Source organism: Bacillus sp. OK048 (genome assembly GCF_900103525.1).
Classification (GTDB): domain Bacteria; phylum Bacillota; class Bacilli; order Bacillales; family Cytobacillaceae; genus Neobacillus.
The window spans coordinates 39,672-57,524 of record NZ_FNHN01000015.1 but is presented as its reverse complement, the minus strand read 5'-3'; the positions used below and the strand labels follow the sequence as shown (position 1 = coordinate 57,524).

The 17,853-nt window shown below is 33.0% G+C and carries 19 protein-coding genes and 1 pseudogene; 14 read left to right on the top strand and 6 right to left on the bottom strand.

Features of this window, described 5'->3' with window-relative positions; all coding sequences use genetic code 11:
- Window positions 1–148: 148 nt before the first annotated feature.
- Together BLR86_RS21745 and BLR86_RS21740 are read right to left on the bottom strand one after the other, a co-directional pair.
- The gene (locus BLR86_RS21745) at window positions 149–451 is read right to left on the bottom strand and encodes an EthD family reductase (RefSeq protein WP_090766653.1); all 303 of its coding nucleotides are present in this window, start codon (window positions 449–451) and stop codon (window positions 149–151) included.
- A gap of 201 nt (window positions 452–652) precedes the next feature.
- Window positions 653–1,117 (bottom strand): SDR family NAD(P)-dependent oxidoreductase, encoded by a 465-nt coding sequence (locus BLR86_RS21740; RefSeq protein ID WP_175493006.1) that lies wholly within the window; start codon window positions 1,115–1,117, stop codon window positions 653–655.
- A gap of 583 nt (window positions 1,118–1,700) precedes the next feature.
- On the opposite strand from BLR86_RS21740, the gene BLR86_RS26880 reads away from it, so the two are divergent.
- From BLR86_RS26880 to BLR86_RS26875, 3 genes are all read left to right on the top strand, one after another.
- Entirely contained in the window at window positions 1,701–1,835 is a 135-nt protein-coding gene (locus BLR86_RS26880) for a hypothetical protein (RefSeq protein WP_302847241.1), read from the top strand.
- Window positions 1,836–1,844: 9 nt separating this feature from the next.
- A complete protein-coding gene (locus BLR86_RS26975; protein ID WP_090766647.1) occupies window positions 1,845–1,952 on the top strand; it encodes a ribonuclease H1 domain-containing protein in 108 nt (35 codons plus the stop codon).
- 90 nt (window positions 1,953–2,042) lie between these two features.
- Entirely contained in the window at window positions 2,043–2,171 is a 129-nt protein-coding gene (locus tag BLR86_RS26875; RefSeq protein WP_302847240.1) for a ribonuclease H family protein, read from the top strand.
- 641 nt (window positions 2,172–2,812) lie between these two features.
- Here BLR86_RS26875 and BLR86_RS21730 read toward each other — a convergent pair.
- Window positions 2,813–3,331, bottom strand: a complete 519-nt coding sequence (locus BLR86_RS21730) for a hypothetical protein (RefSeq protein WP_090766645.1) — start codon at window positions 3,329–3,331, stop codon at window positions 2,813–2,815.
- A 244-nt stretch (window positions 3,332–3,575) separates the two neighbouring features.
- Between BLR86_RS21730 and BLR86_RS21725 the strand changes: the two genes are divergently transcribed.
- The 4 genes from BLR86_RS21725 (at window position 3,576) to BLR86_RS21710 (ending at window position 6,916) form a co-directional block, all read left to right on the top strand.
- Window positions 3,576–4,853: an IS110 family RNA-guided transposase gene (locus BLR86_RS21725; RefSeq protein WP_090766643.1), complete on the top strand. Its 1,278-nt coding sequence runs from the start codon at window positions 3,576–3,578 to the stop codon at window positions 4,851–4,853.
- 390 nt (window positions 4,854–5,243) lie between these two features.
- A complete protein-coding gene (locus BLR86_RS21720; protein WP_090766640.1) occupies window positions 5,244–5,423 on the top strand; it encodes a hypothetical protein in 180 nt (59 codons plus the stop codon).
- Between the two features lie 453 nt (window positions 5,424–5,876).
- The gene (locus tag BLR86_RS21715; RefSeq protein ID WP_090766637.1) at window positions 5,877–6,314 is read left to right on the top strand and encodes a hypothetical protein; all 438 of its coding nucleotides are present in this window, start codon (window positions 5,877–5,879) and stop codon (window positions 6,312–6,314) included.
- Window positions 6,311–6,916 (top strand): hypothetical protein, encoded by a 606-nt coding sequence (locus BLR86_RS21710; protein ID WP_090766634.1) that lies wholly within the window; start codon window positions 6,311–6,313, stop codon window positions 6,914–6,916. Before BLR86_RS21715 ends, BLR86_RS21710 begins: the two co-directional genes overlap by 4 nt.
- 804 nt (window positions 6,917–7,720) lie before the next feature.
- On the opposite strand, the gene BLR86_RS26270 is transcribed toward BLR86_RS21710, so the two are convergent.
- Complete coding sequence (locus BLR86_RS26270; RefSeq protein WP_175493005.1) at window positions 7,721–7,864, bottom strand: hypothetical protein; 144 nt, start codon at window positions 7,862–7,864, stop codon at window positions 7,721–7,723.
- 195 nt (window positions 7,865–8,059) lie between these two features.
- Here BLR86_RS26270 and BLR86_RS21700 point away from each other — a divergent pair, with 195 nt between their 5' ends.
- From BLR86_RS21700 to BLR86_RS21675, 6 genes are all read left to right on the top strand, one after another.
- Window positions 8,060–8,530, top strand: a complete 471-nt coding sequence (locus tag BLR86_RS21700) for a hypothetical protein (protein ID WP_090766631.1) — start codon at window positions 8,060–8,062, stop codon at window positions 8,528–8,530.
- Window positions 8,531–8,571: 41 nt separating this feature from the next.
- Window positions 8,572–10,047 (top strand): DUF2779 domain-containing protein, encoded by a 1,476-nt coding sequence (locus tag BLR86_RS21695; protein WP_090766628.1) that lies wholly within the window; start codon window positions 8,572–8,574, stop codon window positions 10,045–10,047.
- A 91-nt stretch (window positions 10,048–10,138) separates the two neighbouring features.
- Window positions 10,139–11,602, top strand: coding sequence for an exodeoxyribonuclease VII large subunit (xseA, locus tag BLR86_RS21690; RefSeq protein ID WP_217642420.1), 1,464 nt, complete (start codon window positions 10,139–10,141; stop codon window positions 11,600–11,602).
- Window positions 11,595–11,825 (top strand): exodeoxyribonuclease VII small subunit, encoded by a 231-nt coding sequence (gene xseB, locus BLR86_RS21685; RefSeq protein ID WP_090766622.1) that lies wholly within the window; start codon window positions 11,595–11,597, stop codon window positions 11,823–11,825. The genes xseA and xseB overlap by 8 nt, the downstream gene beginning before the upstream one ends.
- A gap of 118 nt (window positions 11,826–11,943) precedes the next feature.
- Complete coding sequence (locus BLR86_RS21680) at window positions 11,944–12,513, top strand: ATP-dependent Clp protease proteolytic subunit (RefSeq protein ID WP_090766619.1); 570 nt, start codon at window positions 11,944–11,946, stop codon at window positions 12,511–12,513.
- A 15-nt stretch (window positions 12,514–12,528) separates the two neighbouring features.
- Entirely contained in the window at window positions 12,529–13,113 is a 585-nt protein-coding gene (locus tag BLR86_RS21675; protein ID WP_090766615.1) for an ATP-dependent Clp protease proteolytic subunit, read from the top strand.
- Between the two features lie 110 nt (window positions 13,114–13,223).
- Here BLR86_RS21675 and BLR86_RS21670 read toward each other — a convergent pair whose 3' ends face one another.
- Together BLR86_RS21670 and BLR86_RS21665 are read right to left on the bottom strand one after the other, a co-directional pair.
- The gene (locus BLR86_RS21670) at window positions 13,224–14,579 is read right to left on the bottom strand and encodes a 5-methylcytosine restriction system specificity protein McrC (RefSeq protein WP_090766610.1); all 1,356 of its coding nucleotides are present in this window, start codon (window positions 14,577–14,579) and stop codon (window positions 13,224–13,226) included.
- Window positions 14,548–16,263 (bottom strand): McrB family protein, encoded by a 1,716-nt coding sequence (locus tag BLR86_RS21665; protein WP_090766607.1) that lies wholly within the window; start codon window positions 16,261–16,263, stop codon window positions 14,548–14,550. Before BLR86_RS21665 ends, BLR86_RS21670 begins: the two co-directional genes overlap by 32 nt.
- A 483-nt stretch (window positions 16,264–16,746) precedes the next feature.
- Between BLR86_RS21665 and BLR86_RS21660 the strand changes: the two are divergent.
- Window positions 16,747–17,621, top strand: a pseudogene (locus BLR86_RS21660) (HNH endonuclease); the annotation flags it as partial.
- Window positions 17,622–17,853: the final 232 nt, after the last annotated feature.

The following is a 17,853-nucleotide window of genomic DNA, read 5'->3' as shown; positions in this document are numbered from 1 at the left end:
ATAATTGTGGTTCCTGAAACCCCCGGTAGAGTAAAGAGTTCGTTTACCGGGGAAGGAGCCTTTTCTCTTGATGCATTTTCATTAATGAACGCAAAATTCAATACTAACAATATGAAATCAAAGGCAAAGGAAGCGTCGTCATAGTTTCCTAATCAATAATCGAAATAATCGGCGGCTTTTCTAAGTATTGAAAAAAGTTCTGCCCATCTTCTTCTGCTAGTTTTGCTTCTGGGCTTGCAAATGCTTTTTGTAGCTTCTCCATATTTTCAAATTCTAAAATAGTTATAAGGTATAAGTTTAACTGAGTATTTTGCGAGCCAACTACTCGATGCACAGAATCTTTAATAATATTTGGGATATTCCTGCCAAGTGGAACATGCACATTAAAATAATGCTCGTCAAATTTTTCCTTATCCTTTGGTTCCTCATACATAATCACCATTTTTGCCATATCCCATCACTCCTTTTATAGGTAAAATATATTACTTAGAAATCAATTTATTCCTCTTTCAGTAACACTGATGGGTGGATCTGAGGACCGAGGGGACGGTTCTCTTGGACTCAACTTAATGTTAAATAATTTCTATTCCATGAGACCTTCCCACTATTAGATAGATTCTAGGGGGACTAAAAGAAATTATAGGAACCATCGCTATGGTTTTCCTAATTTTTTTGCAATTAATTCTGCTGGTTTTTTTGGATTAAAACGGTATAAAAAGTCCATTAGTTTAGCATCTGTTCCTGCTAATACTCGGAACTCTTTATTTTCCATTCCTCTAATAATGATCTCAGCTTCTTCTTTTGGGCTCAGCAGTTTATAATAACGATTTTGACTTTCATCTCTTTCTCTTTCAGCGCCAGTATTTTCTACAATGTTTGTGTGTACCCCACCAGGAATAACGGCGGTTACGCCAACTTTCGAATGTTTAAGTTTAGAGTGAAGTCCTTCTGTAAACATCTTTACTGCAGCTTTTGAAGCACAGTAAATCGCTTGACGTGGCACCGGAAGAAATCTACCCATGCTAAATATATTTGTAATGTGGGCTTCTGGTCTCCGCAAAAGGTGTGGTAAGAAGGCTTTACATATATAAAGAGTACCGTAGGAAAAGTGGCCCAATGAGGAAGAAAATCCTATGGGCCTACTAGTTTTTATTTCTCTTTATTATCTCGATCCATTTGATCCCAACGAGGCTTACCTTCAGACTCAAGCATTTCATTTAACGCTCGCCAGGATGCTTCTAATTCTCACTTTTCTTCAATTTTAAAATATACAAAATCAAATAATAAGGTTGCTACTAAACTTCCTAAAATTGCCCAAACAAATATCATGATGTTTTTGCTCCTCACTGTTCCAATTAATACATGGAACCAATATTTCACATGACCCTAGACAGCATTTTGATTATAAAAATATGGAGGAAAGTTACAATTTTTGTATTACCTGAAAAAGGGGAATACGCCACGGTGGAGACATGAAAATGTCGGAACACATACAGGAATATATCAACTACGATCATGACTAAGGTATCAATTAATAAATGAAATAAACATAGAAGTATCTTTTGTAAGAACATTGATCGTTCCTTGCTGAATTAGAAAAACACGATTATTTCTTCTCAGTCATTTTTTCAATAAAACACGATTATTGGCATTATTTGTCGAATAAAAAATATACTTTTGACACTTGCAGGGGTTGTCTTATGAGTAACTTTGTATTTAAATCGTTTCTCGAAGAGGTTGAAAAGATATTTTATAGGAATCAAAACTTGGATGAACCGGAAGAGTTAATAATGGGACCAATATCCAAGAAATGCCAAATAATGAGTGGACCATGAGATATAATTATGGGGAAAAAGACGAAATATTATGTAGTGTGGAAAGGTATTAAAGAGGGGATATTCACAACTTGGGATGAATGTAAAAAACATACACATGGTGTCCTAGGTGCATAATTTAAATCATTTTCAACACTAGCTTTCGAAAATGGGTGGTAGAGTAATTCTGCAACCTAGGGAAAGGTCGTAGAAAAAGATCAGCAAGCTTTGAATCTATTAAAGGATACAACGTTTATTGAGGAAAGTATTTGCGTTGATGCAGCCTGCAGTGGGAATCTAGACGCAATGGAATATAAAGGTGTTTATACAAAAACTGGAAGGATGTTTTTTCACTAAGGACCAATTCTTGGATTAATAATATTAGTGGATTTTCTTAAAAAGGGAAACTGTTGGTGGGGTGAAGTGAAGGATGATGTTGGAGGAAGTAGACAATAAATAATATCAATAATTGGATAGATTGAAAGAGTGAAAAAAGGAAATTTGGATATACTCACCTTAATAAAAAAATATTAAAACTAAAATCCTGTTCTTGCTAAAGTATCGGTTCGACCCCGACCACCGGTATTTTTAGTTTAATATGAGATAATTTATGAAATGAAAAACACTTGAAAAATGTTGATATAACAATATTTATGGGTGTTTTTTGTTTACCAGAAACAAGCTAAAAGATAAGATTTGAATTTGATTCACATATTTTTTCCCATGAAAGGTTGTTGGTTCGTGAAAGGTGAGTAATAAGTGGAGTCGTTTTCGGAATAAATACGATTTAGATGTTCAAAATTTGGTGAACGTGTCCCCTGTTGCGTTAAAAACTTTAACACTCCGGAGGCACGCCCAAATTTTAAAACTAGAATACTTCAATATCGATGATTATTAATACTCGTAGCTCCCATTTCGCCTTTTACTTGTCATATAAGCTTCATAAACTTGGTCTTCTTCGTATTCCCTCTGTTCTAAAGCTATTTTAAGCTTTAACTTTAGTTTTTTTTTTCGACGTCGGGACGTTTAGCACTGGTTCCTTTTATTAAGAATTCGTTTAATCCAGCTAAGAATGGTACCACGTTTTCATTGTTAATATCCATGATGTTAATTTGGCTTGAACGTCCCTTTGAGGAGAAGTCAATGTACTCTATTAATAGATTATGTTTAGTTGTATCAAACTGGTCATCCTCGTGCTCAATAGAAGTTATTTGGGCTTTAGATATGTCAGTTAACGGAATCCTATTCAAACTATATTCTTGATATATTGTCCCTTCGTTATCTAGCTTTGAATTTAATGTTATCAAATTTAGATATTGGTTATAAAGTAAGAACAGATACACCCCATCATACTTGAGAATTAGGTAATCTAAAATATTTTCATCAAGTATAAGTTTTTCAAAATTCTGAACAAATACCCCTTTTGGATTCAATGGGTTACTATCTTCAAAAACTTCATTCAACTTTAAAATCAGTTCATCCATTAATCCATCTTCATTTAACACTTTATCTGGCATACTACAACTCAACTCCTATTAATAAAATGATTTCTTTATTATTTATCTCTATTACATTAATGAATTTTTATGAGTAATATTACCTGATAGTTTGCAATAAAATAAAATATATATGTTATATAAGGAGCATTCCTGTTAGAAGGATTTTCGGGGACTTGAACAAAAAAGAGCCCTCTTGGTATGATATGGGGTGTCAAATCGTGGCGAAATGACCCCTAATTTGTTAACCAAGGAGGACTCCATAATGGATTTTAAACAAAATCAAAAAATAAATCAAGTCACCGAAAAAACACTCGTAGTCGGTATCGACATTGCGAAGCGTACACATTTTGCTTGTTTTGTGGATGAACGAGGACGGGTGCTCCAAAAATCATTCTCTGTTTCTCAATCTCGTGATGGCTTTGAACTTTTCTATCAACGGATTCTGACAGCGATGAAGGAAGATGAGAAAACAGAAGTCATCGTTGGAATTGAACCTACTGGACATTATTGGCTCAATTTAGCCTATTTTCTTGAGGAACGAGGCATTCCACTTGTCATGGCGAATCCGATGCACGTCAAACGGTCAAAGGAGTTGGACGATAATCTACCAACCAAACATGACCGTAAAGATGCGTTGGTAATTGCTCGTCTTATAAAAGACGGACGCTTCAGCTATCCACGGATTTTAAAAGATGTGGAAGCAGAGTTGCGCGTTGGATCCACGTTTCGAGGCAAGTTAACTGAGGAACTAGGTTCTGTCAAAAACATGATGATTCGATGGTTAGATCGCTATTTTCCTGAATTTACTCAGGTATTTCCGAAGTTCGGTAAAATGGCACTGGCTGCACTCGAATGTACCCCTTTTCCGAGTGATCTTCATCAGAAACAGCCCGAGGAAGTGCTCATTAGGTACCGCCAAGTAGAGGGGATGAAATCTCCACAGAAACCGAAAGCTACACGTTTGATTGAAGTTGCAGCTGACTCCATCGGAGTAACAGAAGGACGAGAGATGGCCCGTTTTGAAATCGCCACACGCGTTCGTCGTTTCAATCAGTTAGAACAAGAAATCGAAAGCATTACACAGCACTTAGTTGGGCTGGTAAAAACGTCTGTAGAGTACGAATGGCTATCAACGGTTCCAGGGCTTGGAGATACTACGATTGTTGACCTATTAGCTGAAATCGGAAGCTTTTCACACTACGAAGATCCACGCCAACTAATCAAACTTGCGGGATTAACGTTACGAGAAAATTCCTCCGGTCTGCACAAGGGGCAAAAACGCATCTCTAAACGGGGCAGAAGAAAGCTACGTGCCCTCCTGTTCCGAGTAATGATGCCGATGATCCGTCACAATGAAGCCTTTAGAAAGCTACACGAGTATTACACAAACCGTCAGGTTAATCCGTTACGCAAGAAGCAATCCATCGTGGTTCTATGCGGTAAGCTATTAAAAGTATTACATGGAATTAGCACTAAGCACAAAGCGTTTGACGCACAGCGAATGATGAGGGATATTCCTAGTCTCGCAGAGGCTATGTAAGTTCTACATCCCCTTAAATGACCTAGACAACAGGATGACACGGAGAAGCTGGCACTATTATTTCCATTCGACCTTGAGTCCCTAAAGGAGCTTCGCTAGCCTCTGCCTTATGACTAGACCGAACGAAGGAATGTAGGCACTTAGATGCCCAGAGACATGGGAGGGTACGTCATCATAAGTTACGCAGAGATCCATTGTGCATCGCATAATTCACTAGCACTACTTACCATCTTTTTCCAGTAGTGACCACGAAGCGTACCCAGATGTTGGAATAGATTCACATAATATGAAAGTATTGTTAGGAAGCGTGTCGAAAAATATTTTTTTGACACCCCACGAACGGGTCAAACCGTTGATAAATCAACATTTATAGAGGGAGGAAGTAATAATTTGAGGATTAGTGGACATACCCTTCAAAAATTTATTAGTTTAGAAAACTATGAGAGATTCCTTTGGTTTAAAATACATAAAAAGGAAACAGAAGAAGAGTATAAGAATTTTGGTTTGGATTTTGAAGAGGAAATGCAGAAAGACAGCTTAAGTAAACTAATTGAAGATATAGGCAATTAGGTTGAACAACATATCATAGCATTTTTAAAAATGACGAGTGATAGGCACCAAATGGATGGTGCTTGACACTTGATTTCGGCAACTTGAAGTCTTGATACTAAAGTAAGAAGGAGATATTGCTCATTAAAATTATCGTTCTTTATTAACCAAAGTTTATCATATTACAAAATCCTCATCTTTTTCATATTTCTACCATTCTTTTTGAAAAGAATTCCAATAACTGATGAATGTTTGCTATCATAATATAATAGATTATTTTCATATCATATCATTTTTAAAAAACACTAGGCTAAATTATTTAGTAAGTATGGGTTGAAACTTTTAAGCTTAATAAAAAGATTAAAGACTAAGACTTATATTACAGAAGAATTTCTAGTAAACATAAATTTTGTTAAAAAGACAATTTACTTCAAATAGCACTATAACTACTTTTAATTAATAGGGAGAAAATTTATGAAAGTTAAGAATATGTCAGCTGGTTTTAAACTGTATAAAAAAGGAGCAAGTCTAGGTGGAGACACTAGTTTCTTTGAAATGGTGTCTGGTAAGAATACTGAAACAAAACAAACTAAAAGTTTAGCTTATATACTTACTCACTGTCCGGAATTTCGGCAACAGTTATTTTCACTACCACAAATAAAGGGGAAAATAGGAAAATATATTAAAGATTGCGATTATATTAGAATTGATGGGGAGATGTTGTCTATTGATGGAAAATATAGGAGAGACATTACAATCACCTTCTATAGATCTGATCAGCCCCAACTAACAATTGTTATTGAAGCTAAAGGCTTAGATGTTACTGCGAAGGGAAAAACTATTGAAAAACAACTCTCAAAATATCTAACTAAAAAAACTTTCCAGACTTTGCAAGTAAGCCCAAAATCGTGATTGCTTTAACTAAAAATAAATTATTACTCAAAAAAAACTTTCTAAGTTTAACCTGGACTGAAATTGTAAAGGTTTTAGTGGAAACTAAAAATAAGATTAAAAACAAAGTAGAATCTATACATGAATATACTCTTTTGGATGAGTTTCTAAAATCGATTATTGGAGTGAAAAAGATCATGTTTTTTTATGAAGAAGAAGTACTTTCTGTTGGTGCAAAGAATACAATAAAAGCAATACTGAAGTATAATATTCACTCATGTCCAGACTCTTATAGTTATAAGGATGCTATGTTTATTACTTTCAGAGCAAGAGGAGGTGTAATGGACACCCTTTATAAGATTGATGATATTCTTATAATTGATGTAGATTTACCTTCATTTAGTACTATAGTAAAAAGAACATATCCCATGTATGCCGATAGAATAATTGATTATTATGAAATGATAAAAAAGGAAAAATGGGCTAGGGTAAAGCTACACTTTTATATATTATCAAATGACGAGAAAGTAATCTTGAGTCATAAACCTAAAGCACCAAGGCGTCAAAGCCATACATATTTTAAGTTATACGAATTATTAGATAGTAGTAAACTAATACATTAAAATAAAAATTATTAGATGTTGATTGTAAACGAGCACAATATTCCAGATACTCTTTTCCAATTTAATTCGTGAGGAAATCTGAAATAATATTGTGCTATTTTTTCATTTAATTTCGGAATGTACAAAATCTTTCTAATGCCTTGGTTGTTATGGCTAATCCCGGCAGCTGCAGCCCCAATATCCTAGCTTATACCTCTCAGATTAATCAAGATAATGTTAGAAATGTACCTTATGTACCAGTTAGAACTGATCCAACACAACAGCAATTAATGAGGCTGATGAAGCTAAAGAACAGGAATGTTATCTTATATGTAATTTTAGTGACCTGTGTGCGGGTAATATGCTTGAATTGCAGAGAAGCTTAGCCATGTAAAAAATACTTTTTCAAGATTCACTCCTATTTTCCGATGATAGAGCTACTGAAAGGGAGGTTCTGTTTCGCATACTCCTGCAATAATCATTCTAGCATGGAGGAAGCATCCAAAATTTAGATGCTTCCAATTAACTATATTTATTACTTTTTGATATGAAATTTCGCAAAACAGTTCGTAATTAGACTACCGATCAATTATACCCTGCTTACGGATTGCAAGCATCGAACATTATGTAAAAGACAATGAACAAATCCCATTCATCGTGGATGATATCCTCGTCCACTTTGACGACGAAAGATCAAAATAAACATTAAAAGTATTACTGGAACTATCAAAACACACGCAAATCATATTCTTCACGCATCATTATCGCTTGATAAAACTAATGATAGCAGTAACGACTGATAGTTCCTTTTATTAGTTAAAAGAACTAAACGTTGTAACCGTCTAGTGTGTACTGTACAAGTACGATTGGCATAATTTCTTTACAAGGAAGCATCTGCCGGTTGGCAAATGCTTCCTTGTAGTTATTATTTATACAATAGGGAGGAATAATAGCTGTCTGGCTGATCATCTATTATTTTCCTCTTAAGAAAATGATAGTAGTCAAATTGACTGCTATCTTTGTTTTTTGGGTCTGTATTAATTGTATTAACGAAGATTATTGGAGGAAAACTGGAAATAACTGAAAAATAGATACTAAATTAGGTAGACCAGCATATATTCTTAATAGTCCATTTGTAGGAGTATTAAGTCAAGGAGGTCTGTTATGGAAATATTAATAGGATTAAAGTGTGGTAATGATTGTAATTGTGAAAAGCAAATCACCTACTATTCAAATAGTGGAGTAATAATTGAAAAGAAATATTATTGTAGAACGGCTTTACTTCGTGTGGAGAGCGTTCCAATGACAATTAAAGATATTTGTTATGCATTAGAACAACATGCAATTTCTTATCAGACTAATGATTTGGTGGAAGTTATTTGCAATGAGGATAACTTTTATCTCCAAATCCCACAACCGTTTTATGAACAATGTGAAAAGGAAATAAAAAGGTATATTGGAAATATTCCACAATCAATTCATGAGTTATTAATATCAAATATAAAGGATGATTTCGCTACGGATAATATCCGCATTGTAAGAAGTTGGAATAAACAAAATGCCGAAGAGATCGTGAATGAGGTAATTGCCGATGTATTGAATAGATATGATGAACTTGTTACTGCAAAGGTTTAAGTTGGTCTTCCAAAGAAATCAATGGAAAATAAGGAGAATATATGCTAACAAAAACAGATTATCTAGCGTTTAAGCAATGCCCCAAAGCCTATTGGTTAAAGAATAATCCCGATCAATGCATATCCAAAAACAATTCTTCTAATTCTACTACTATAGATAAAGGGAATATGGTTAATAGAGTTGCACGAGGTTTATTTCCGGGTGGGAATCTTGTTAATTATCAAAGTCATCAAAAAATGATGCAAGAAACAAATGAACTTATTAGTAAGGGTGTGTCAATTATCTACGAGGGAACTTTCGTCTATAATGGCTTACTGGTAAGATGTGATATTTTAACTCGTAATAGTGATGGTTGGCACTTGTATGAAGTCAAATCTTCTACCCGAATGAAGGCAAAGTTCCTGGATGATCTTGCAATTCAAACTTTTGTTCTTCAAAACAATCTTCCGATTAAAAGTGTCAATTTAGTCTACCTCAACAAGGAATATGCTAGAGAAGGTAAACTTGATTTAAATTCACTATTTACCATTGCTGACGTTACAGATGAAACTGCGGCACTACTACCAACAGTAGACAAAGATATTGTTACGATGAAAAGCATCGTAGGCCAGCGCAGCTATAAATATGATATTGGTAACCACTGCGAGAAATATGCGAAAGATGATAATCCATGCATTTTTATAGACCTATGCTGGAGTCACATCCCTAGTTATTCTGTATTTAACCTTGCCAGAATCGGCAAGAAAAAATTTGATTTGTATCAAAGCGGAATATTAAAAATTGAAGATATCCCAGATGAATACAAATTAACTAAAACACAACAAATTCAAGTAACTGCTCTAAAAGAAAATAAAGACATAATTAATAAAGCGGTAATCACAGAATTTATGTCGCAATTTCACTTTCCATTATATTTTCTGGATTTTGAGACCTTTCAGCAGCCCATCCCATTATTTAAAGGAGTCAAACCCTATCAACAAATACCTTTTCAATATAGTCTACATATATTGGAAGATGAAAATTCTCTTGAAGAACATAGAGAATTTCTTGCAACAGCTGGGAAAGATCCAAGGAGAGACCTTGCTGAAAGATTAGTAGAAGATATTCCACTTGATGTTTGTTCTATTGTCTATAATCAGAAATTTGAAAAAATGGTTCTAAAAAACTTGGCGGAATCCTTTCCAGATTTGGCCGATCATTTGATGAACATTCATGATAATATCGTAGATTTAATGATTCCATTTGAGAAGAAGTGGGTCTATAGGAACGAAATGAAGGGGAGTTCTTCTATTAAAAATGTTCTACCGGCACTACTTCCTGGAATTGCAGAGCTCGATTATCATAAGTTAACTATACAAAATGGTTCGATGGCAATGGAGGTTTATGAAACATTACATTTGCGAACTCCAGAAGAGATTGAAACAATACGCACAGACCTGCTTTCATATTGTAAACTCGATACTATAGCTATGGTGCGATTATGGCAAAAATTAGCCGAAATCAGACACGATGAGTGATATATATTTTTAGTGATATATATTGATCATAATACTTTTTTGGAAAGAGAGTGCTAACTTGGCAACTTCAATTAATGGAACGATCTATACCGTGAGTTCAATTACTGAGGCAATAAAAAATGTAATTGATAAAAAAAAGGAATTTCATGAAGTAAGTATTCAGGGTGAAATCTCGAACCTAAATACCCATTCCGGCCACATGTACTTTACATTAAAAGACAAAAATAGCAAACTTAGTGCAGTAATGTTTAGTGGGAAAAATAAACACTTAACATTTGACCCAAAGGATGGCCAAGAGGTAATAGTGGAAGGGAAAATTACGGTTTATAAACCAACAGGAAATTACCAGATCCTCGTTAATAAAATGTCTAGTACAGGTAATGGTAAATTATTTAAGGAGTATTTAGATTTAAAGGAAAAGCTAAAAAATGAGGGATTATTTGATGAAAATAGAAAACGAGCCATTCCGAACTTCCCAAAGAAAATTGGGGTATTAACATCACCAAAAGGCGATGCGGTTAGTGATATTGTCAAGACAATTCTAAGAAGAAATAAGATGGCAGAAATTATCCTTTTCCCTATAACCGTACAAGGGAGTTCAGCTCCAGCATCGATTATTGGTGGTCTTAAGATAATGAAACAATACAATGACATTGACCTTCTTATTTTGGGACGTGGTGGTGGTTCTATAGAAGATTTATGGGCATTTAACAGTGAAGAAGTTGCAAGAGAAATTTCAGAATCACTTTGGCCAGTAATTTCTGCAGTTGGTCATGAATCGGACTATACAATATCTGATTTTGTTGCAGATATTAGGGCATCTACACCAACGGCTGCTGGAGAACTTGCCACACCCATAACATATAATGATTTAACCGGGCAAGTAAAGACTCTTTTTTCTAAAATGAACAATGGAAAAAATAGAATACTAAAAGCAAAAGAAAACCAATTAACAAGTTTTAATCGAATGTTAAAAATCTCTCATCCTAAAATGATAGTGAATAATGGTGAGAAGTCCCTGCAGAATACCTTAAACAAATTGAACAATCAAAAGAAACAAATCATCCAAAAGAAACAGGCTAATGTAAGTTTATTAAACCATAATTTTAAACTAGTAAATTTGAAAACCCAAATACATTCCTCGCAAGAAAAAATGCAACAAATAGCTAAAACGTTAAACATAACAATCCACCAAAGAATAAACCATTCTCAAGTAAAAAAACATGAGACGTTAAAAAAAGTAGCATTATCACATCCTGAAAAAAAGCTCTCAAATGAATACGAGAAACTTAAAATATTAAACGACTTTTTGGAAGTGACATACAATCATGTAATGAAAGAAAAAGAACAAAATCTCAAAGAATTAGGTTTAAAATTTGATGGCCTCAGTCCATTTAAGATATTAAGTAAAGGCTACGCTTTTGTACAGAAAGATGAATCTATTATTAACAATGCTTCAGGATTAAAATCTGGAGATCGAATAAAAATATCATTCGAAAATAATTATGCAATATGTAAGGTTGAAAAGGTAGAAGGAGGAGAAACGGATGAATAGTGATATTAGTAGTTTAACGTTTGAAGAAGCATTAAGGGACATGGAAAAGGTAGTGGAAAAACTAGAGGAAGAAAATGTTACTCTAGAGGACTCGATTGATTTATATCAAAAAGGAATGGAACTATTTAAAGTATGTAATCAAAAACTCAAGGAAGCAGAAAAAAAAATATCACAATTAGTTGAAGAAAATGGAGAAATAAAGAAGGTAAGCGTAGGGAATTAACCACAAAGTTTTCAAAAGTAATACAAAATTAGATTAGAAGCTCTTGTGGATGCATCTATTGTTTCTAATTATTAAAGTGCTTCGATAAGGTTCTATAAAAAAATGGCGGTGAATTTTCATGAAAAAAACCCTTGTAGTTGAATACTTCAGTAAAATAGAAGATACCTTAATCAATCAAGTAATTTTGGAAATAGAGAAGGCAGCAGTAAATGGATTTGAAAGGGTTGTTCTATTAATTGCTTCTACTGGTGGCGATACAGATGCTGGCATAAAAGGATATAATTACCTTAAATCGATGATAGATAAAATTCAGATCATTACTTTTAACGTTGGATTTGTTGAATCTGCAGCTATCTCCTTATACTGTGGGGGGGAAGAGAGATACGCGGTACCAACCTCTCATTTTCTCATTCATCAAGCTAGACAGAATTACTCTAGTTACACAGTAAATAAAATAAAAAATGAAATTAAACTTATCAAGGAAAATAATAAAAGAAGTATTTCGGTCATAAAAGACAATGTAGTACAAAGTAATCGTAAAGTTTTGGAAGCATATTATGCTGGAACAACTTTATCCCCTAAAGAGGCTGAAAATTGGGGATTGATCAATGCGCAAACGAATGGGATAGATGATAATTACTTTAAAGCTATTGGTTCCAACTACGAATATTTTAGTCTATACAAATAGTCTGGAGGATACAAAATGAAAGATCTTTTTATTGATTTCAATGCAAATTGTGAATTAAATTCTATTTATAAACTTTTTGAAATAATAAATAAAAATCCTTCCACTAAGATCGTTCTTAGAATTAGTAGTATAATAGGCAACTGTTTTGCAGGTATTCTGGCCTTTAATAAACTTAATGCTATTTCACATAACATTGAACTTGTGACCTATAATTCTAGCTCTATTTCAGCATCTGCATTGCCAATTTATTATGCAGGAAATAAAAGATATGCTGCTAGTACATCTAGTTTTCATATAGGTTTTAATCAATGGTCATCTGAAAATAGAGATGTGGATGAATTGGTGGAAGATTGTAATCGATTCATGGCTTTTGATGAAACAATCATGCGAATCTTCAAAATTCGCAATGATTTAGTGAATTTTGATATAGAGAATAAATTCTATAATAGTGAGACAATATCAATTGAAGAAGCACTAAATACAAGATTGGTTCATGAAATTAGAGAAAATATTAATGACGAGCTTGTAAATATTGATTATTCCCATTTTATTATTAGTCAAGATATTAATGATAAATTAGTTGTTGATCAGTTAAGATAAATTCCTAGTTCAATATCGTCAGTTGAAAAATTGGAGTGTTTTTTAAGAAATGCTTACAGTCTAGAAGTGGCAGGATACCTCCTGCCACTTCCTATCTTGAGAAACCGGTTTTACATTAGTTTATTTTTTATCAGATTATCTATTTCCTTAATTACTAGCTTTTTGGCTTTTTTCGGGTCCTTTTCCGCTAGGGACCAAAATAGTAGATAGATAGTTTTTTTTCCAATGGTAAATTTAATTTCTTTATCAATGGTTGTTTTACTAAATGCAATAATAATCCCTAGTTCGGCATGAAAGATATCAATATACGCAGAAAGCTGATACAAATCAGATTCGGCTACTATTTGATTGGTATTGATGTCATATAATTTATATTTAACATCAAGGACAAATTTTTTATTCTTGTACTCAATTAAAATATCAGGGGTCGCATTTTTGCTTGCTTTAGTATCTATTTTGTCATCTATTATGGCATTTATTTGTTTTGTTGATTTTGAAACTTTTAGGGTTTTTGTAGTTTTAAAGGATTCCTTAATCATTTCTCTTAGCCCGTCTTCGATTAGGATAGGACTATCAATCAAGAAAGATACAAACGTATTATTTCCAGAATGATGAGGATAAAAATATGTATGTTTTAGGATAATAATCGATATATCAATAATATTTTTTAATAGTATGTTATTTGACTTTCTTGCAAGTGTTGTTGCTTCCGAAAAATCGGAAATCTCTAACTTATCATCAACATCATTAAAATGCTGCAATATTCTGGTTGTAAACAATTTCTGGATAGCTGTTTGCACAAACTCTGATTTCCTAAGTTTGAAAAGGACTTGCCTTATTAATCTGTTTACGGGAGTATTACCGGTTAATTCAAAAAAACTTACATTAAATTTTGTTTGACCTCCTAGTATATCTAAATAGGTATCTACATAATTAATCTTTCCCTTAAGAAAATGACTTTTTTTATAAACTTTCTCATATTTTGTATGAATGCCCCATGACCTGATATATTCATTTACGGAATTTAAATATACTTTTATTAAATAATTCAGGAGAAGGCTATTTTGATTATGGTCAGTATATTGTACCTTTTCATTTTTACTTCTCAGACGAATTTGTAATGATCGATCAATAATAAACATAAAATGTGTTTCATTTATTTTAGGGCGAATGGAGATGGGTTGTTCACCAGTGTGTAATATTCCAACTTTATTTTCAGTTTTAAGTTCTATATAAGGAGTGCCATCATGTCTCCTAATATTTTTTATTATGATAAAGTTTGAAGTATCAGTATTAAATTTATTTTTACTAAAGAAATTGGTAGAATTAATAATCTGTTTATTAGAACCCAAATAATAGTTAATTTGTTGAATATGTCTTATTTCATCATCAGAAAGTGATAATTCACCAAACTTATTTTCTATTAAGAATAGATCATTCATTGTTATCACTTTTATTTTTTCCATAAATTAGTAAATCATCTTTGTCGATATTATTGATTACTTTGCTAAAATCAATCCCAAATCGAGACACATATTCCTTCAATAGGGGTCTAATTTGGTTTTTGATTAGTCTTTGTAGTAAAAATTTAGAATCTGGACCCTTGTGATATTCAGGTTTCATAAAAAAGCTATGTCCAATTCCTATCTCCTCTCCTTGCTCATTGGCTATAATTCCATTTAAATCATCAAGTAAATTTATGTCCAATTTAGAATCAGTACGAAGTTCGTTAATAATCAAGTAGGTTTCTAATTGTTCCTTTGACGGTTTGCATTCGATAAAGTCAAACCTTCTTCTCAATGCAAAGTCTATTTCAACTGTAGATTTATCAAGTGGATTCATAGTTCCAATAAAGAATAAATTTTTGGGAATAGAATAATTAGGTCTATATTGCGTATTAATAGACTCTCCACGGTATTCCAGTAAATAATAAAGCTCTCCAAAAATAGTTGGAAGGTTTGCTCGATTAATCTCATCTATGATCATTATGTAATTCTTATTTTCATCCTTATTTTTTGGGCTAAGAATTTCTTCAATAAATTCGGTTAATATACCAGGTGTAACTCTAAAACTAATATTATTCTTTTTATTTACGTGTCTTCCTCCTTTTGAAGTAGTTGGTTTCATAGCCATGTCAGGCTTGATACCATATATGAATTCCTCGTATCCGAAACTAGGATGAAACTGAACTGTTTTATGAGCACCAATATCTTTTGAAAACTTAACTACCTTCTGCGCTAGATATGTTTTACCAGATCCTGGAGGACCAGTTAAAATAACTTGTCGGTTATCTCGTAGTGTATCAATAACATCAACAAGTAATTCAAAATCACAACCGATTTCTTTATAGATTAAAATTAATAATGTATGCAGTAGATCTATCGTATCTTTGATGATTTTCTCAAAGTTTGATTCTATTTTACTCATTTTTTCATAGGAAAGAGGGATTAAAAAAGGACTATTTAAGAAATATTTGTTGTTGTGCTTTTCTGAGTCTGGATGTTTATTTAAATCGAACTCAGGGAAAAGAAACATGTTTATATCCTGAGATGAATTAAAGTTTTTATTGATATATCCAATAATTTTTTTGAATTTTTTTTCAAGTGGGCTTTGATTTTTAATGATTGCTGACATTGTAGCTTGTTTAAGAATATCTGTGGCAATATTCTTCTGATTTGAAGACTTTTGATCGCTACCAAAAAACAACCCCGCAAAAAAATTACTATCCTCACTAAGGTCATCCGGTCTACGAATAGGAAAAAAGCCTATGTATATATCTTTAGATAATATATTTTTATGACTGTTAAGTTTGAAAATAAAGTAAAACGGAAGTGGTGGATGTCCCTGCTTAGCAAAAACAGATTTATGATTATTCAATTTAAATTTATCTAGGTCACCCTTTAAAATATTATATATTGCTCCAGAATATTCTTTATCTTTATGTTCCGTATATTTATTAAAATAAAAATCAAATTTCTCTTTTAAGTTATTACACTTGGAAATTTCTTCAAAGGTGTAATCCTTTGAACCATTCATTACTTGGGTACTTTCTTTGACATTCCCAGCAATTAAATTGTTAATTTGAAGTACCGTTTTATTTTCTAATTGCTCTTCACTATCTTTAGGTATATCTTTCTTTTTTTTTGCCATAAATGGTTTCCCCCAATTGAAGATTTATCACTATATAATAAATATTATAAATATTCCTTCTTTTTGTATACCATAAATTAATAGAAAGTAACAGTAATAAGATGAGACATAATCATGTAAGCAAAGAAAGGATTCGTCTCTATAATTATTAATTATTTTAGGGGGGGCTGCATGCCTCAAGGAAGAAAGCAGGGGATTTCATAGAAATGTAACAAGGGTTTAAAACAAAAAAGTAACAGTTCAAATCTGGGAATATATCCATTGCTACGGCTTTTTCTTGTGCCAAGCACCATCCATTTTTCGGTTGGTACCTAGCATGTTTTTGGTCTTTATCATGGAAGTATCTTAAATTTCGGACTGTTGGCTAGTATGAAGAATGAAATTATTAGTGATATAATTGGGTAAATGAACAAAGTGGCTTGTTATTTATTAAAGTTTAGAACTTTCATTAACATAAGAATGGTACTGACTAAAGGAGGAGAAATGAATAACTACATTGTCATGCAAGGTCACACGTATCACGAGGAAAAAGAATTAGGAATCATTTGGTCACCGCAACAAGATAAAGGTGGGAATGTTCCACACTCTTGGCACCGTATGAAAGAGGTGCAAAAAGGAGACCGAATTTTTCATTATGTAAAAGAGTTTATTGTTGCCATAAGTATTGCAACGGAAGATTATAAAACGGCGCCTAAACCTTCCATTTTGCAAAATCATAGCAATTGGAATGATGAGGGCTATATTGTGAAATTGGATTACCATGAGTTAGACGTAGCTTTATATTTGAAAGCGAATCTAAGTGAAATACTTTCTCTTCTTCCAATAAAATATTCCCCATTCCAACAAAACGGGGATGGGAACCAAGGCTATTTATACCTTTGTAATGAGGAACTCGCGATAAAACTGCTTGAACTGATTAGTGAGTTAAATATCTATCAAGTAAACCAAGAACAACTTGAACTATCGATCGATAATGTTAGAAGAATTGAACGAAATACCTTAATACCTGTTATTGCTGAAACAGAATCAGAAATGAAAACTAAGGTTCGTATAGGTCAACAGAAATTTCGCAAGGCACTTATGCCATTGTGGAATTCTAAATGCGCACTTTGTAGTATGACCTACTTGGATTACTTCGAGCGAGCCACTCAAAGCCGTGGAAGTATAGTACGAACGAAGAACGGTTAAATCCGTATAATGGGATACTGCTTTGCTCTAACCATGATGCACTTTATGATAAAGGATATAACGCTTTTGATGGACAGGGGGGACTACACATATCCTCTTTGATAGAACCCGAGAACTACTTGAAATATGGATTAATGCCAAGAACAAAAATAGATATTCAGCCTGAAAATATGAATACAGAAGATAGATTATTGGAGGAATCCCAGGAGTTATTCGTAGCGAAACAAATAATTAAAAATAAACTAAAAAAACTAAGAGAACAACAAGATGAAAACAAAAGAAAGTGGAAGGAACATAGTTCTATAAAAAAATAACAACCGAAAGATACAGCCCACTTGCAGCTGTGTCTTTTTTTTGTTTTTATACTGATAAAAACTTGCAAAACAAGCTGATTTTTGTATG

What these genes read in the sequence shown, in the direction of transcription:
- BLR86_RS21745 (WP_090766653.1), bottom strand. Translation starts at nt 451, where the DNA reads ATGGCAAAAATGGTGATTATGTATGAGGAACCAAAGGATAAGGAAAAA.
- BLR86_RS26880 (WP_302847241.1), top strand. Translation starts at nt 1,701, where the DNA reads ATGAGTAACTTTGTATTTAAATCGTTTCTCGAAGAGGTTGAAAAGATA.
- BLR86_RS26975 (WP_090766647.1), top strand. Translation starts at nt 1,845, where the DNA reads ATGGGGAAAAAGACGAAATATTATGTAGTGTGGAAAGGTATTAAAGAG.
- BLR86_RS21730 (WP_090766645.1), bottom strand. Translation starts at nt 3,331, where the DNA reads ATGCCAGATAAAGTGTTAAATGAAGATGGATTAATGGATGAACTGATT.
- BLR86_RS21725 (WP_090766643.1), top strand. Translation starts at nt 3,576, where the DNA reads ATGGATTTTAAACAAAATCAAAAAATAAATCAAGTCACCGAAAAAACA.
- BLR86_RS21715 (WP_090766637.1), top strand. Translation starts at nt 5,877, where the DNA reads ATGAAAGTTAAGAATATGTCAGCTGGTTTTAAACTGTATAAAAAAGGA.
- BLR86_RS26270 (WP_175493005.1), bottom strand. Translation starts at nt 7,864, where the DNA reads ATGATCAGCCAGACAGCTATTATTCCTCCCTATTGTATAAATAATAAC.
- BLR86_RS21700 (WP_090766631.1), top strand. Translation starts at nt 8,060, where the DNA reads ATGGAAATATTAATAGGATTAAAGTGTGGTAATGATTGTAATTGTGAA.
- BLR86_RS21695 (WP_090766628.1), top strand. Translation starts at nt 8,572, where the DNA reads ATGCTAACAAAAACAGATTATCTAGCGTTTAAGCAATGCCCCAAAGCC.
- xseB (WP_090766622.1), top strand. Translation starts at nt 11,595, where the DNA reads ATGAATAGTGATATTAGTAGTTTAACGTTTGAAGAAGCATTAAGGGAC.
- BLR86_RS21680 (WP_090766619.1), top strand. Translation starts at nt 11,944, where the DNA reads ATGAAAAAAACCCTTGTAGTTGAATACTTCAGTAAAATAGAAGATACC.
- BLR86_RS21675 (WP_090766615.1), top strand. Translation starts at nt 12,529, where the DNA reads ATGAAAGATCTTTTTATTGATTTCAATGCAAATTGTGAATTAAATTCT.
- BLR86_RS21670 (WP_090766610.1), bottom strand. Translation starts at nt 14,579, where the DNA reads ATGGAAAAAATAAAAGTGATAACAATGAATGATCTATTCTTAATAGAA.
- BLR86_RS21665 (WP_090766607.1), bottom strand. Translation starts at nt 16,263, where the DNA reads ATGGCAAAAAAAAAGAAAGATATACCTAAAGATAGTGAAGAGCAATTA.